Source organism: Thermococcus sp. LS2, from assembly GCF_012027375.1.
Lineage (GTDB): Archaea > Methanobacteriota_B > Thermococci > Thermococcales > Thermococcaceae > Thermococcus_B.
Genome location: NZ_SNUI01000011.1, coordinates 1 through 12,992 on the forward strand (window position 1 = coordinate 1; position 12,992 = coordinate 12,992).

The following is a 12,992-nucleotide window of genomic DNA, read 5'->3' on the forward strand; positions in this document are numbered from 1 at the left end:
TCTGCTTTGCATACTTCAAGAGAATGTAAAATATCAAGTGTATCGGCTCGTTTGAGGTATACTCAACAAGAATATCCTCTCCCTTCTGTATTGCTTTGAGGTAATCAAACATACTCTGCTCAAATTTCCCGCTTATCATCACCCTCCCCCCACGAAAATCAGTCTCTCTGTGTGGTGATTAGTAACCACAAGTATAAAAAAGTATCTGTAAAAATCCCAAAAATATTTGTAAAAATCACAAGTACTTGAAATATATACAATTTTGTGCTTAGAGTTTTTACAAAAAGATAAAAAATATTCAAAGGCATTTGTAAAAATTCCAATTCTCTCGAGCGGAACGAAGGGATTGTGCTCTAGAGTGAAGTGTTTTCTTTGTACATGCTTAAGTATTCTAGCTAGAATGCCTAACATTGTTCATTATGATATTTTACAAAACAGCTCAGTTCACCGAACGAAGAATTTTCAGCACTTGCAAAAACTCCTCAACCTCCGAGCGCTTTACTACATTATTTTCAATGAGAAAGTCCAGAAAGCTTCTCAGCGCAAGATAAAATAGCTTGGGATTCGAAACCCCACCAGGCACCACAACAAACTTTTCTGTGAAAGTTTGATTAACCTCTGGACACATCACATTTTTAAACTCCCTCTCCAACCTTAACCCATGCTTCTAACGAACCACGCAAAACAGCGAATTATCAAAAGGCTGTCCAAGAGGAGAAAGCTTGAGCGAGTTTATTCTGCACTTTTAGATTTCCTCAAAAATGCAGAAAGGATTGAGATTAACGAAAAAATCATCATCTTCACCGATAAAAGGAAATCTCTTGTATGTACCAGACTCGATGCCGAGTTCTTGAGTTTTAATGAAGTTATGGAAAGAGTCAGGGATATCGATGAAACCTATGAGTGCGTTTTCTGGGGAAAAGAGAAATTTGCAAAATCCACTATCCCCCGAAAATTCTTGGAGAAAATTCCGGAAGGTAGATATTACTTCTATATCAACAAGGAAAAGAAAGCGCTCTACATTGGAAATGAACCTCCGCTGTTGGCAATAACTCTCAGACCAGCAAAGAGAAAAGAGAGAACCCCAGAAGGCGAAACCAATCATCAAGCTTCCACTGGAACGACATATATATCCCCAAATGGCTCCTCTTGAATAAGCTCAATCTTTCCCATGTTTGCTAAAAACAGCAGATAGAGGAAAGTTCTTGCAACTATCTTTGGACTTGGATCAAACACAAGCTCCCAAAAGTTTATCTTTTCCTTCGTCTCCTCATAGAGCTTCTTAACAATTGCATACAGTCTATTCACGTGCTTTTCAATGTCAACTCTGAAGTCATCAACAACAAAGATTTCTTCTTCAATCTCTACCTTCTTCTTTGCCTTCGGTTTCCTCCTCTCGACATCTTCAAGAGCATCCATGAGAGCCTCTATGAGATCATCTAAAGTATAGTAGCGCTCGACTCTTCTAAGGGGAGGAACATAGGGTTCAACCTCAACCCTTATGCGATCCTCTTCCTTTTCTTTTCCCTCTTCCTTCTCATCTGCATAAAGCAAAGCCTCAGTCTTCATTCTTAAAAGAATTGAAGCTGCTAAGATTGCTCTCGCCGAAAGCCTCAAGTCAAGCTCTTTCATTTCCCTTAAGCGCTCAATGTATTTCTCTGTTAAATCAACTATGTCAATGTTCCAAGGGTCCACTTTGCCCATTGTAACGAGCTGTAAAAGAATATCAATGGGAGTTATTTCTTCTTCATATCTGCGCTCCATTTTGGTCACCTATTAAAGTCCTAAAGCATTTTTCTGCCTCGCCTTCTCAAGGTACTCCATTGCTTTCTCCAAGCTCAAGCTGACGACCCTTGAAATTCCATCTCTCATCGAAACACCGATTATCTTTTCAGCATTTGCCATCATGACATCTCTGAGTGTTATAACTATAAACTGGCTGTGCTGAGATGCCTCTTTTATCAGGTCAGCAACTCTCTTGACGTTTGCGTCATCAAGGTGTGCATCAATCTCGTCGAAGAGGTAGAACGGAGCTGGCTTATATCTCTGGATTGCAAAGACAAATGCCAAAGCTGTCAAAGCTTTCTCTCCACCACTCATTGCTTCAATTCTCTTGACTTCCTTTCCAGCGGGCTTTGCCTCAATCTCGAGACCACCACTGAATGGGTCATCTGGATTCTCAAGGATTAAGCGAGCACTTCCTCCCGGAGAAAGCTTGGCAAACAGCTCCGAGAAGTTCTTGGCTATTGCATTAAGTGTTGTCATGAAGACATTCTTCTTTTGAGCTTCAATCTCATCTATGAACTCCAATATGCTTTCCTTCTCTGCCTCAAGTCTTTCCCTCTTTGACTTAAGCTCCATGTATCTCCTTTCGACAATCTCAAAATCTTCGATAGCTTTCATGTTAACTGGCTCAAGCTCCTTGATTTCCTCTTCCATCTGCTCAATCTCCTCCCTCAGCTTTTCAAGGTCAAGTGGGATTTCTTTCACGAGCTTTGTATCATGGTGCTTGAGCTCTCTGTTCTTCTCTTGGAGCTGGGCAGTATATTGGGCAATCTTAATCTTAAGCGTATTTGCCTCAATCCTAAGCTCCTGCAGTCTGTTATTGAGCTTGTCTTTCTCCTCTCTGAGCTGGATTATCTCTTTCTTCAGCTCCTCTCTCTTATCCCTCAAAGCTTTAAGCTCTTCTTTGACCCCACTTTCCTGCTCTTCTAACTTCCTCAGCTCCTCTTGGAGCTTTGCTATGTCTTCTTCATTCTTTGCTATGCTCTGCTTGAATGCATTAATCCTATTTACAAGACCTTCAATTTCTTCTTCAAGGTCAGCCTTTCTTGGCAGAAGCTCCTCGTTAATTCTCACATCAAGGTTCTCAAGCTTTGATTCAACTTTGCTTAGCTCTTCTCTAAGCTTGCTTATTTCATGCTCAACTTCTCTAATCTTTTGGTTGAGTTCTCTCGCCTCTGGATTATCTAAAGCCTTCTTTAACTTGTCTTTCTTCTTCTCCAAGCGCTCAATCTTTCCTTTGAGCTTTGCAAGTTCACCTTTTGTATCATAGATTTTCTTTTCAAGGGCTTTAATCAGCTCTTCACTTTCTTTAATCTCTTCACTCAGGAATTTATCTTCCTTCAACAGCCTATCTATGTCCTTTTGGAGAACATCTAAGTCCTTGCTGACATCACTCTTTTTCATCCTGAGCTCAAATAGCTCTCTCTCAAGACCTTTGTACTCAACCTTTAATGCATTAATCTCGGCTTCAAGCATTTCTTTTTCCCTTTCAAGGGCTTCCATCCTCTTTTTCAGCTCTTCAGTGTTCACAGCAAATCTTGCTCTGGGCTTGTAATAACCACCAACTATAGCACCGCTCCTCTCAAGGAGCTCTCCGCTAAGTGTTACCATTCTAACTTTTCCTATTCCTACAGCTCTTGCTTCGTCCATGTCATTAACTATCAGAGTATCACCAAGGGCAAAAGCAACTGCATTCTGGAACTTGGGATCGTAATCTACAACATCCATCGCTGGAATTCCAAGAGGAGATTCCTTAAGGGAGCGAGGCTTTATCTTGTTCAAAGGCAAGAAAGTTAATCTTCCAAGTCTATTCTCTTTTAGGAACTTGATTGCTTTCTCAGCTACTTTATCATCTTCAACGACAACATTATCTGCATGAGAGCCTAGGGCAACATCAATGGCAACAAAATAGTTATCATCTTTGATCCTGATTAATTCAGCCAAAGAGCCGTAAACTCCTGGAATATTTGCTCTCTTTAAAGCTTCAATTGCACTATTTCTGCTGACTTCCTTTTGAGCCTCTGCTTTTATCAGCTCTTGCTTAGCTTTCTCTAGCTCGGGGACAACTTTTTGAAGTTTCTGCTGTTTTTCCTCAAGTTCTTCCTCAACCTTCCTAAGCCTCGCTTCACTCTTCTGCATTTTGCTCTCTATTTCTCCAAGCTCCGCTTTTTTCTCATCAATCTTTGTCTTAAGCTCTTCTATTTTGTTCTTTAGGGTTAATCTTTTTGTGTTATTTTGAGCAATTTTGCTTTTCAGTCTGTCTATTTCCTCCTCAAACTTCTTTATGTCGCTTTCTTTCATGTAAAAGTCGCGCTTTGCATTTTCAAGCTCTTCTGTAACTTTATCGAACTCTTGTTTCGCTATGGTGAAGTTCTTGTCAATCTCACCGAGCTTTATAATCAGCTCATTTCTTTCCTTCTCTTTCTCTTCTATTTCCTTGAGCAGCTTTTCCTTCCTCTTGCTCCATCTCTGTATTGCAGATTTGCTCTTTTCAATTTCCTCCGAAATCTTCTTGAGTTCTTCTTTGCTTTTAATGAGCCTTCTCTGGCTTTCTTCAATTTCCTTCTTAGCCAACTCAATGTTCTTCTTTGCCATCTCAATCTTTGATTTTACATCGCTTATCTTCCTTGTAAGCTCTAAGATGCCATCTTCACTCTTTTCCTCCAGCTCTCTTTCTATTTTAGCCAACAAGTTCTCTTTTTCAATTATCTCCTTCACGATTTCCTTCAATCTATTCTCGACTTCTCTAGTCTCTTCTTCTATCCTCTTATCTCTTTCTTCACTTTCTTTAATGAGCTTTTCAAGTCTCTTAATCTCCCCAACAAGGAGGGTAACCTTGGCTTTTTCTAGCTTCTCCTTCAAATCTAAATAGCGTAACGCATCGTTTCTTTCTTTTTCCAGTTTGTCCAGCTGCTTTTTAACCTCGTGAATGAGTAAATCAACCCTTGCAAGATTTTCTTCTGCTTGCTTGAGCTCCTCCAGAGCCTTCTTTTTCTTTGCATCGTATTCTGCAATTCCAGATATTTCATCAATTATCATTCTCCTCTCAAGCGGAGACATCTTGATGAACTTTGTAATATCACCTTGGAGAACCAAGTTGTATCCTTCAGGAGATATCATTGCAGCGCTCAAGATATCGAGAATATCACTTCTACTTGTTCTTTTGCCATTGAGCCAGTACGTACTTCTTCCATCAGGATAAACTCTTCTCTTTATTACAACCTCATCTTCATCTATTGGGAATCCTCTATCTTCATTGTTGAAATAAATTGCGACCTCAGCGTACTTCGCTGGAGGTTCTTTTTTAGTCCCTGCGAAAATTAGGTCGCTTATCCTTGTGGCACGCATTGCTTTAGCAGAGAGCCCACCAAGAACGAAGAGGATGGCATCACCAATATTGCTTTTTCCGCTCCCATTAGCTCCAACTATTGCTGTAAATCCCTTAGAAAAAGGAACAACGACTTTTTTGTTACCATATGATTTGAATCCTTTCATCTCAAGCTTCTCAATGTATGGCATCTCATACACCTAAGGGGAAAAATTGGAATAGAGGTTATATATAGCTTACTGAAAACTGGAAAATTCAAAAGAGTAGTCCTACCCCTCAACAATTCGCTTGAGAAGGGCGACCACTCTTTCGTCAAGCCCCTCACTAACACTAACAATGAATCCAGAGTTGTTCAGAAGTGCCATATCTCTAAGCTTTCCTGTAAACTTCAGCGCTGCTTCAAGTCCCTGCTCCATCATCAGATACTCAAATGCGTCGAAGACTATTATTGGTGAATCCCTATTCAGCAGTTCCCAAACTTTCTGCTCGATTACATATAGATTTGAAGGTGAAACGGCACTAGGATGATCCACTTTGCTTATCCAGATGTGAAGAACAGAGCTGTTCTGTCCATTTGGAGGAGTTCTGGTTATAAGGATTTTCTTCCTTCTAGGAACTTTCTCAAGAATTTCTGGCACTTCGGAATAGTGAACCACACGGAAAGTGGGGTAGTTTTCCTTATGTTCCGAATCGGCAGACCGTATGCTCCTGAGTATCCTGAACATTTCCAACCCCTCTTTAGTGTTCACTCTGTGCTGATTTTATTCCGAAAATAAATCTTAATTGAAACAGTAAGTGATGGAAAATGACATATCATACCAACAATTGGTTGAAATTTAAATTTATAAAGTTTTGCCTTATTGTTTAATGAAAGCTATGGCCAAAAATATAGAAGAAGGTTAATACATTAATTTAATCATTCCTTCCTTTCACATAATTCTAGCAAAACTCCATTAACACTTTTTGGATGAACAAACGCTATCTTAGCCCCACCAGCGCCAATTCTTGGCTTCTCATCAATCAACCTAAATCCTTGCTCTTTAAGCTTCTCCAAGTGTTCTTCGATGTTTTCAACTCCAAGAGCAATGTGATGAATGCCCTCTCCTCTCTTAGCAATGAACTTCGATATTGGTGAATCCTCGCTTGTCCCTTCTAAAAGTTCAATTCTGCTTTCACCAACCTTAAACACAGCAACTCTAACCTTCTGCTCTGGAACTTCCTCAATCTCAGCAACTTTCAACCCAAGGCTTTCCCAAAGCTTGATTGCTTCATCTAAATTCTTGACGGCAATACCAACGTGGTCAATTTTCTTTATCATATCTTCACCCCCAGAGTTTCTTCCAAAACAACCTCAGCAGCAGAGTAAGGGTCAATTTCCCTTTTCACGATTTTATCAATGAGTTTTGAGAGCTCTCTATCTCTGAGCTTTTCACTAATTTTCTTTGCAACAGAATCAGAAACAATTGTCTTTATCTCTTCCTCTGCCCTAAACTTCTTTTTCTTCTCAATTTCCCCACTTTCTTCAAGGAACTTTCTGTGCTTCTTTATTGCTTCCCAGAGCTCTCTTATTCCTCTCATGGTGACAGCAACTGTCTCAACTATTGGTGGTCTCCATCCTCTTTTCTCCCACTTCTCCTTTTCAAGGTCAAGCATGAGGTTGAGCTCAAAGAAAGTTGCATCTGCCCCCTCTTTATCAGCTTTGTTTATGACGAATATGTCCGCAATTTCCATTAAACCTGCTTTGATTGCCTGAATGTCATCTCCCAATCCAGGAACAGTAACTAACACTACAGTATCGGCTGTTTTAACGATATCAACTTCAATCTGCCCAACACCAACAGTCTCGACAAAAATAACATCACATCCATAAGCATCAAGGATTTTAATAGCATCATTGGTTGCTTTAGCTAAACCCCCAAGAGAACCTCTCGTTGCCATACTTCTGATGAAAACTCCAGGATCTGTTGAATGCCTCTGCATTCTAATTCTATCACCAAGCAAAGCTCCACCAGTGAATGGTGAAGTTGGATCAACAGCTATAACACCAACTATAAGTCCTTCACTTCTTGCCTGCTTTATGAGTTTATCAAGAAGGGTTGACTTCCCAGAGCCTGGTGGGCCGGTAATACCAACGATATAGGCTTTTCCAGTATATTTGTAAATTTTTTTCACTATTTCACGGGCCTTTTCTTCATCGTTCTCAACGAGGGTTATCAACCTTGCAGTTGCCTTCTTATCTCCCTTGAGCATCCTCTCAATTAAGTCGTCGATCATTTGCATCACTTGGCTTAATTATCCAACAAAAAGATATAAAGTTTATCAAGCTCCCCTGAACTTCTTGAGTTTTTGGACATTCTCGTCAATGAATTTAATTATCTCATTAATTGGGCTTCCCGGACCGAAAACTTTTGCAACTCCCATCTTTTCGAGCTGTTCTGCATCGTCTGGTGGAATAATACCTCCAGCAATCACAAGAATGTCCTCATTTGGCTTAATACCTTTCTCCTCAAGAAGCTTAAGAATCTTTGGAATTAAGACCATGTGAGCACCAGAAAGGATGCTGATTCCCAAAACATCAACGTCTTCCTGAATGACGCTCTCAACAATCTGCTCAGGAGTTTGCCTAATCCCAGTATAAATGACTTCAAAACCTGCATCTCTCAAAGCCCTAGCAATGACTTTAGCGCCTCTATCATGACCATCCAGGCCCGGTTTAGCTATGAGAACCCTAACTTTTGAGCGCTCAACCATTTCCACCACCGAGATTTCATTTGAGTAAAATAGTATTTAAAGATTGTCAAAACTAAAGGTTCAACTTTACATTGGATATTTTGTCCAGAAGTTTGAAAAGTTCAAAATTTACAAAGCTTGCACATTTATGTTCATAATATGGCAAAGAACAAAATGTATAGATGGCATTTCTATTCATAATCTCGACAAATATTCACTATGTTTGAGTCTTAAACCAAAAAACATTTAATTGACACGGCATCTACAATATGCGGGTTTTAAGATGATGGATTTGCACACTCATACTCAGTATTCTGACGGCATTGGTATGATTGGGGATAATGTTGCTGAAGCGGAGAGGAAAGGACTTAAGCTAGTTGGTATAAGCGATCACATTCACTATTTCACTCCCAAAAGATTCAATACGTACATTTCTGAGATTGAGCAGATAAAGAAAGAGAGTGAAATTACTGTTCTAGCTGGAATTGAAGCTAACATTTTCATAACAGGCGTTGATATAACCAGCGAAATGGCAAAAAAGCTTGATTATGTTATTGCTTCCGCTCACGTATGGCTTGATCCTGAAGGAATTGATGCATATCTTGATTTAATTAAAATAGCAATTCAAGACGAAAATGTAGACATAATCGGACATTTTGGCAACGTTTTTCCCTATATCGGATACCCACGCTATGAGGATTATTTGGAAATTGTTGAGCTTGCTGAAGAGTACGGCAAAGCCTTTGAAATCAGCTCCCGCTACAGAGTTCCAGAGCTCGATTTCATCAAACTGTGCATCAAAAAGGGTATCAAGCTGACATTTGCAAGCGATGCCCATATCCCCAGTGATGTTGGGGCTATTAGATGGAGCGAAAAGGTCTTCAAAAAAGCTGGAGGAACAAAGGAAGACTTGCTATTTTCAGAACTGCTTTAATGGAAATCCCAGCTTTTTAAGCTCAAGCACAACTTTAATTGGCAAGCCGACGACGTTGTAAAAGTCTCCATGAACCCACTCTATGAAAATGGCAGCTTTTCCTTGGATTGCATAGGCTCCAGCTTTGTCTAAAGGTTCTCCTGTGCTTACATACCACTCAATTTCTTTCTCACTGAGCTCCTTAAACTTAACTTTTGTAACTTCAAAGCCTGTAATTTCTCTTCCTTCATGAATTATACAATAACCCGTAATAACTTCGTGAATCTTCCCACTTAACAGCTTAAGCATTTTCTTTGCTTCTTCTTCATTTTTAGGCTTTCCAAGAGCTTTGTTCTCAAGGACAACTATTGTATCAGCTCCAACAACAGTGCCTCCCGTTCTGTTGTACACTTCCCACGCTTTCCTTCTTGCGATTTCAATTGCCTTTTCTCGCGGGTTTTCCACAATAACGTTTTCATCAGCGTTACTTGGCACTACCTTAAAGTTCTCAAAGAATCTCTCCAAAATTTCCCTTCGTCTTGGGCTTTGAGATGCTAATATGAACATCGAAAGGGACTTAAGAACTTAGGATAAAAACCTTTCGGGCGATGATGACAATTTCGCTAGCTGAAGATGATGACTACCCTCGCAACTGAGCTTTTTCAGCTTCTTTTAATTTCTTTCAATGACTTCTTTATCTCCTCAACATCTCTTTCAATCTTGGAAATTTGACCAAAGAATTTCTCAATCGCCTTAAGGATTAAATAAATCCACGCTAACCAAAACACTATCTGTCCAACAAAGAAGTTTTCCAAAATAGAGGAAATATTAAAATTCAGAGGGAAGCCCAAATTTCAATTCCAGCATCAAGCAGGCGTTTAAGCTCCCTTCCAATTGGCGTGTTCTTGTTCACCTTAACTATGCCCTTCTTTGAGGGCGTTGCTGTGAACACATACTGCTCTCCACCGAAGAACTTCAAAGGCTTCTTTGCATAATCTGATGAAACTCTCAAGACAATCTGCTTCTTCTTTTCTTCTACCTCAACGGGTATCTTCTCTTTTGGCATCTCCTTCATCTTCTCTTCAAAGCTCCTCACGTCAATGCTTATGCCCAGTCTCTTCTCGATCTCTGTGATTCTCTTGCCTTTCTTTCCAATTATTACTGGAATGTCAAACTCATCTGCATAGATTACTGCTTTGTGTGGGCTGACAAGCTCGACCTCCGTGTAAACGTCTGGCAAGAATTTCTTGATTTCTTGCTTGAGCTTCTTCTCTGCCAATTTCATAGCTGGGGGCTTCTCTTCTTTTTTCACTGGCACAACGTTTATCTCTTCACCGTAGGTGTAGAGCTCGTATTCTAATTCACCAGTCTCAAAGTCTCTAACCTCGATTACTGGTCTCGCTAAGTCTTCCTCTGTCATTCCGCTTGGCACCTTGACTTTATACTCAAGCGTCAGAACTTTGTCAACTCTTCCGGCCTTGATGAAAATCACTGTATCAACTATCTGCGGTATCATACCCAATTCAACTCTTCCAATGAAACGCTGAATTGCATCTATGGGCTTAGTTGCATGAACCACACCGATCATTCCAACTCCAGCTAACCTTAAGTCAGCATAAATCTTGAAGTCGCTTGTCTTTCTCATCTCATCGAATATTGTGTAATCTGGTCTAACTAAAAGCAGAATATCCCCCGTCTTTTCCATTCTGCCGCCAAGAGCTGTATATTGGGTTATCTCCTCGCTAACCTGCAAGTCTCTCGGCTTTTCCATTGTCTTCACAATCTTACCCATTGAGGCATAGTACTCAGCCAAAGCCTGAGCAAAGGTTGTCTTACCCTCTCCAGGCGCACCGGCTATAAGTATTCCCTCTGCTTTATCAGTCAGCCTTTCCAAGAGCTTTTCGCTCAGCTCGTAATCTTCAATGCTGAGCTTTGTAATTGGCCTTACCGCTGTAATTTCAATTCTGTCAGCAAATGGTGGCCTTGCTATTACAATACGATAGTTTCTGAGCTGAACAACAGTTGCTCCTGGCTCATCAAGTTCAATGAAAGATTCTGGGTCTCTCTTTGCTCTCTCGACTATGTCATCGGCTATTTCCTCAAGCTCCTCGTCCGTTAGTGGTTCATCTCTGATCGGAACTAAACGCCATTCACCAGGCTTTCCTCTCTTAGCTAATGGTCTTACACCAGCCTTAAGATGGACACTCATGGTGTGTTCGTCAAAGAAGTCCTCCAAGCGATGTTTAACCTCTTTTCTGCCTGTTAGATAGACAACCTCAATTCCCTTAGCTATCGCAATATCTCTCTGGACTTGATCTCCTGTAATGAGAACTGCATTAAGCTCTCTCGCGACTTCTCTGACCATGTGGTCTATTTCTCCGGCTTTTGCTCTCTTGATCTGCCAGAGCTCTGGCCTCTCTCCATAAAATTCAAGTAAAATTTTGTTTTCATCTGCCATCTTTCTTAGCTTCTTAAGCTCTTCTAGCCCTACATGACCTATTGCTTTGCCCTCGTTAGCTTGATGCTCAATCTCAGCTATGACTGCCTCTGGGATGACTACCTTAACTTTCTCACCCAGACTCTCTAAATATTGAGTCAGCCTTCCATCTACAATCACACTTGTATCTGCAACGAATACTTTCATGATCTCACCTCGCAAGCCGTAATTATCTCGACTTATAACCTTTGTCATTCTCTATGGGCTAAAACTTCATAAAGGTTTAGGAACATAGGGGATAAAGGTGAGAGAATGGGAAGATTAGTCTCAATTGTTTCAGGTAAAGGGGGAACTGGAAAAACAACCACCACAGCTAATCTTGCGATTGCTCTTGGTAAGTATGGACAAAAAGTCTGTGCTGTTGATGCTGACTTAACTATGGCAAACTTAAGCTTGGTTATGGGTCTTGACGATGTAAACGTTACCATTCATGATGTTTTAGCTGGAGAAGCAGACATTGAAAATGCAATTTATACTACAGAATATGAAAACGTTCATGTCATTCCAGCGGCGGTTGATTGGGAACACGTTATAAAAGCAGATCCAAGAAACCTCCCAAACATCATCAAACCTCTGAAAAATAAATTTGATTTTGTTTTAATTGACTGTCCTGCGGGATTACAAATGGATGCTATGAGTGCCATGTTAAGCGGAGAAGAGGCTGTGATCGTAACAAATCCAGAAATTTCATGTATAACTGACTCAATGAAAGTTGGAATTGTTCTTAAAAAGGCGGGATTGGCGATTTTAGGCTTTGTACTGAACAGGTATGGAAGAAGTGAGAACGACATACCTCCAGATGCTGCTGAAGAGGTCATGGAAATTCCCCTCTTAGCTGTAATTCCAGAAGACCCAGCCGTTAGAGAAGCAACACTCGAAGGTGTCCCTGTCGTTGCATACAAGCCCAAATCAGAAGGAGCAAAAGCATTCATGGAGCTCGCAGAAAGGATCATGCGCATAGCTGGTTACAAAGCTAGGGTGATGTATTGATGCTCTTAGTCTTTGTAGGAACTGCAGGAAGCGGCAAAACGACAGTAACTTGGGCATTTGGAGAGTATTTGGAAGAAAAAGGCTACAATGTTGGTTATGTAAACTTGGACACTGGAGTAAGGAGATTACCCTATAAACCGGACATAGATGTGAGAAAAACTATAACTGTTGAGGAGATAATGAAAGAAGGCTATGGCCCCAATGGAGCAATTGTGGAGAGCTATGACAGATTAATGCTACATATTGATGAATACATTACTGAAATTTCAAAGCTCGAGCAGAAAAAAGATTATGTCATCATCGATACACCAGGACAAATGGAGACGTTTCTCTTCCACGAATTTGGAGTTAAGCTAATGGAAAATCTTCCAGAACCACTTGTCGTCTATTTATTCAGCCCAGAAATTCTGAGAAAGCCACATGACTACTGCTTTGTTCGCTTTTTTGCTTTAATGATTGATCTGAGGCTTGGAGCAACAACAGTTCCAGCAATGAACAAAATTGATACCATTGAAAACTTAGAGAGATATAGAAAGTACCTTGAGGATTTGGAGTATTTAACAACTAGACTAAAACTCGACCCCTCAACTCAAGGCTTGCTTGCCCATAAGCTTTGTACAATCTTACCAGAGATTGCTCCTCCGGTGAGAGTTCTCTACATTTCGGCAAAAACTCAAGAGGGCTTTGATGACTTGGAAACTGTTGCATACGAGCACTACTGTACTTGTGGAGATTTAACCTAGTTCATA

At 40.4% G+C, this 12,992-nt stretch carries 12 protein-coding genes; 4 read left to right on the plus strand and 8 right to left on the minus strand.

What is annotated here, in order from left to right:
- Nucleotides 1-661 precede the first annotated feature (661 nt).
- Nucleotides 662-1,153 (plus strand): hypothetical protein, encoded by a 492-nt coding sequence (locus E3E24_RS11245; RefSeq protein ID WP_167885934.1) that lies wholly within the window; start codon nucleotides 662-664, stop codon nucleotides 1,151-1,153.
- Here E3E24_RS11245 and E3E24_RS11250 read toward each other — a convergent pair.
- From E3E24_RS11250 to E3E24_RS11275, 6 genes are all read right to left on the minus strand, one after another.
- A complete protein-coding gene (locus E3E24_RS11250) occupies nucleotides 1,105-1,764 on the minus strand; it encodes a ScpA family protein (RefSeq protein ID WP_167885935.1) in 660 nt (219 codons plus the stop codon). The genes E3E24_RS11245 and E3E24_RS11250 overlap by 49 nt on opposite strands.
- A gap of 12 nt (nucleotides 1,765-1,776) precedes the next feature.
- Entirely contained in the window at nucleotides 1,777-5,304 is a 3,528-nt protein-coding gene (gene smc, locus E3E24_RS11255) for a chromosome segregation protein SMC (protein WP_167885936.1), read from the minus strand.
- Nucleotides 5,305-5,382: 78 nt separating this feature from the next.
- A complete protein-coding gene (locus E3E24_RS11260) occupies nucleotides 5,383-5,838 on the minus strand; it encodes a DUF835 domain-containing protein (protein ID WP_167885937.1) in 456 nt (151 codons plus the stop codon).
- 191 nt (nucleotides 5,839-6,029) lie between these two features.
- Entirely contained in the window at nucleotides 6,030-6,431 is a 402-nt protein-coding gene (mce, locus tag E3E24_RS11265) for a methylmalonyl-CoA epimerase (protein WP_167885938.1), read from the minus strand.
- Nucleotides 6,428-7,387, minus strand: coding sequence for a methylmalonyl Co-A mutase-associated GTPase MeaB (gene meaB, locus E3E24_RS11270; RefSeq protein WP_167886070.1), 960 nt, complete (start codon nucleotides 7,385-7,387; stop codon nucleotides 6,428-6,430). Before meaB ends, mce begins: the two co-directional genes overlap by 4 nt.
- A gap of 45 nt (nucleotides 7,388-7,432) precedes the next feature.
- Nucleotides 7,433-7,864 carry a cobalamin B12-binding domain-containing protein gene (locus E3E24_RS11275; protein ID WP_167885939.1) on the minus strand — a complete coding sequence of 144 codons (432 nt, stop codon included), beginning with the start codon at nucleotides 7,862-7,864 and terminating at the stop codon, nucleotides 7,433-7,435.
- Nucleotides 7,865-8,129: 265 nt separating this feature from the next.
- On the opposite strand from E3E24_RS11275, the gene E3E24_RS11280 reads away from it, so the two are divergent.
- Nucleotides 8,130-8,777 (plus strand): PHP domain-containing protein, encoded by a 648-nt coding sequence (locus E3E24_RS11280; RefSeq protein WP_370520496.1) that lies wholly within the window; start codon nucleotides 8,130-8,132, stop codon nucleotides 8,775-8,777.
- On the opposite strand, the gene E3E24_RS11285 is transcribed toward E3E24_RS11280, so the two are convergent.
- Together E3E24_RS11285 and E3E24_RS11290 are read right to left on the minus strand one after the other, a co-directional pair.
- Nucleotides 8,763-9,323 (minus strand): Maf-like protein, encoded by a 561-nt coding sequence (locus tag E3E24_RS11285; protein ID WP_167885941.1) that lies wholly within the window; start codon nucleotides 9,321-9,323, stop codon nucleotides 8,763-8,765. The genes E3E24_RS11280 and E3E24_RS11285 overlap by 15 nt on opposite strands.
- A gap of 268 nt (nucleotides 9,324-9,591) precedes the next feature.
- On the minus strand, nucleotides 9,592-11,400 hold the full coding sequence (locus E3E24_RS11290) for a PINc/VapC family ATPase (protein WP_167885942.1): 1,809 nt from the start codon (nucleotides 11,398-11,400) through the stop codon (nucleotides 9,592-9,594).
- A gap of 105 nt (nucleotides 11,401-11,505) precedes the next feature.
- Here E3E24_RS11290 and minD point away from each other — a divergent pair, with 105 nt between their 5' ends.
- On the plus strand, nucleotides 11,506-12,243 hold the full coding sequence (gene minD / locus E3E24_RS11295; protein ID WP_167885943.1) for a cell division ATPase MinD: 738 nt from the start codon (nucleotides 11,506-11,508) through the stop codon (nucleotides 12,241-12,243).
- Nucleotides 12,243-12,986 (plus strand): ATP/GTP-binding protein, encoded by a 744-nt coding sequence (locus E3E24_RS11300; RefSeq protein ID WP_167885944.1) that lies wholly within the window; start codon nucleotides 12,243-12,245, stop codon nucleotides 12,984-12,986. The genes minD and E3E24_RS11300 overlap by 1 nt, the downstream gene beginning before the upstream one ends.
- Nucleotides 12,987-12,992: the final 6 nt, after the last annotated feature.

Bases quoted from the DNA above. Each gene is read 5' to 3' on its own strand.
- E3E24_RS11260 (WP_167885937.1), bottom strand. From the start codon at position 5,838: ATGTTCAGGATACTCAGGAGCATACGGTCTGCCGATTCGGAACATAAG.
- E3E24_RS11290 (WP_167885942.1), bottom strand. From the start codon at position 11,400: ATGAAAGTATTCGTTGCAGATACAAGTGTGATTGTAGATGGAAGGCTG.
- mce (WP_167885938.1), bottom strand. From the start codon at position 6,431: ATGATAAAGAAAATTGACCACGTTGGTATTGCCGTCAAGAATTTAGAT.
- E3E24_RS11280 (WP_370520496.1), top strand. From the start codon at position 8,130: ATGGATTTGCACACTCATACTCAGTATTCTGACGGCATTGGTATGATT.
- E3E24_RS11245 (WP_167885934.1), top strand. From the start codon at position 662: ATGCTTCTAACGAACCACGCAAAACAGCGAATTATCAAAAGGCTGTCC.
- E3E24_RS11300 (WP_167885944.1), top strand. From the start codon at position 12,243: ATGCTCTTAGTCTTTGTAGGAACTGCAGGAAGCGGCAAAACGACAGTA.
- E3E24_RS11250 (WP_167885935.1), bottom strand. From the start codon at position 1,764: ATGGAGCGCAGATATGAAGAAGAAATAACTCCCATTGATATTCTTTTA.
- E3E24_RS11275 (WP_167885939.1), bottom strand. From the start codon at position 7,864: ATGGTTGAGCGCTCAAAAGTTAGGGTTCTCATAGCTAAACCGGGCCTG.
- E3E24_RS11285 (WP_167885941.1), bottom strand. From the start codon at position 9,323: ATGTTCATATTAGCATCTCAAAGCCCAAGACGAAGGGAAATTTTGGAG.
- meaB (WP_167886070.1), bottom strand. From the start codon at position 7,387: ATGATCGACGACTTAATTGAGAGGATGCTCAAGGGAGATAAGAAGGCA.
- smc (WP_167885936.1), bottom strand. From the start codon at position 5,304: ATGCCATACATTGAGAAGCTTGAGATGAAAGGATTCAAATCATATGGT.
- minD (WP_167885943.1), top strand. From the start codon at position 11,506: ATGGGAAGATTAGTCTCAATTGTTTCAGGTAAAGGGGGAACTGGAAAA.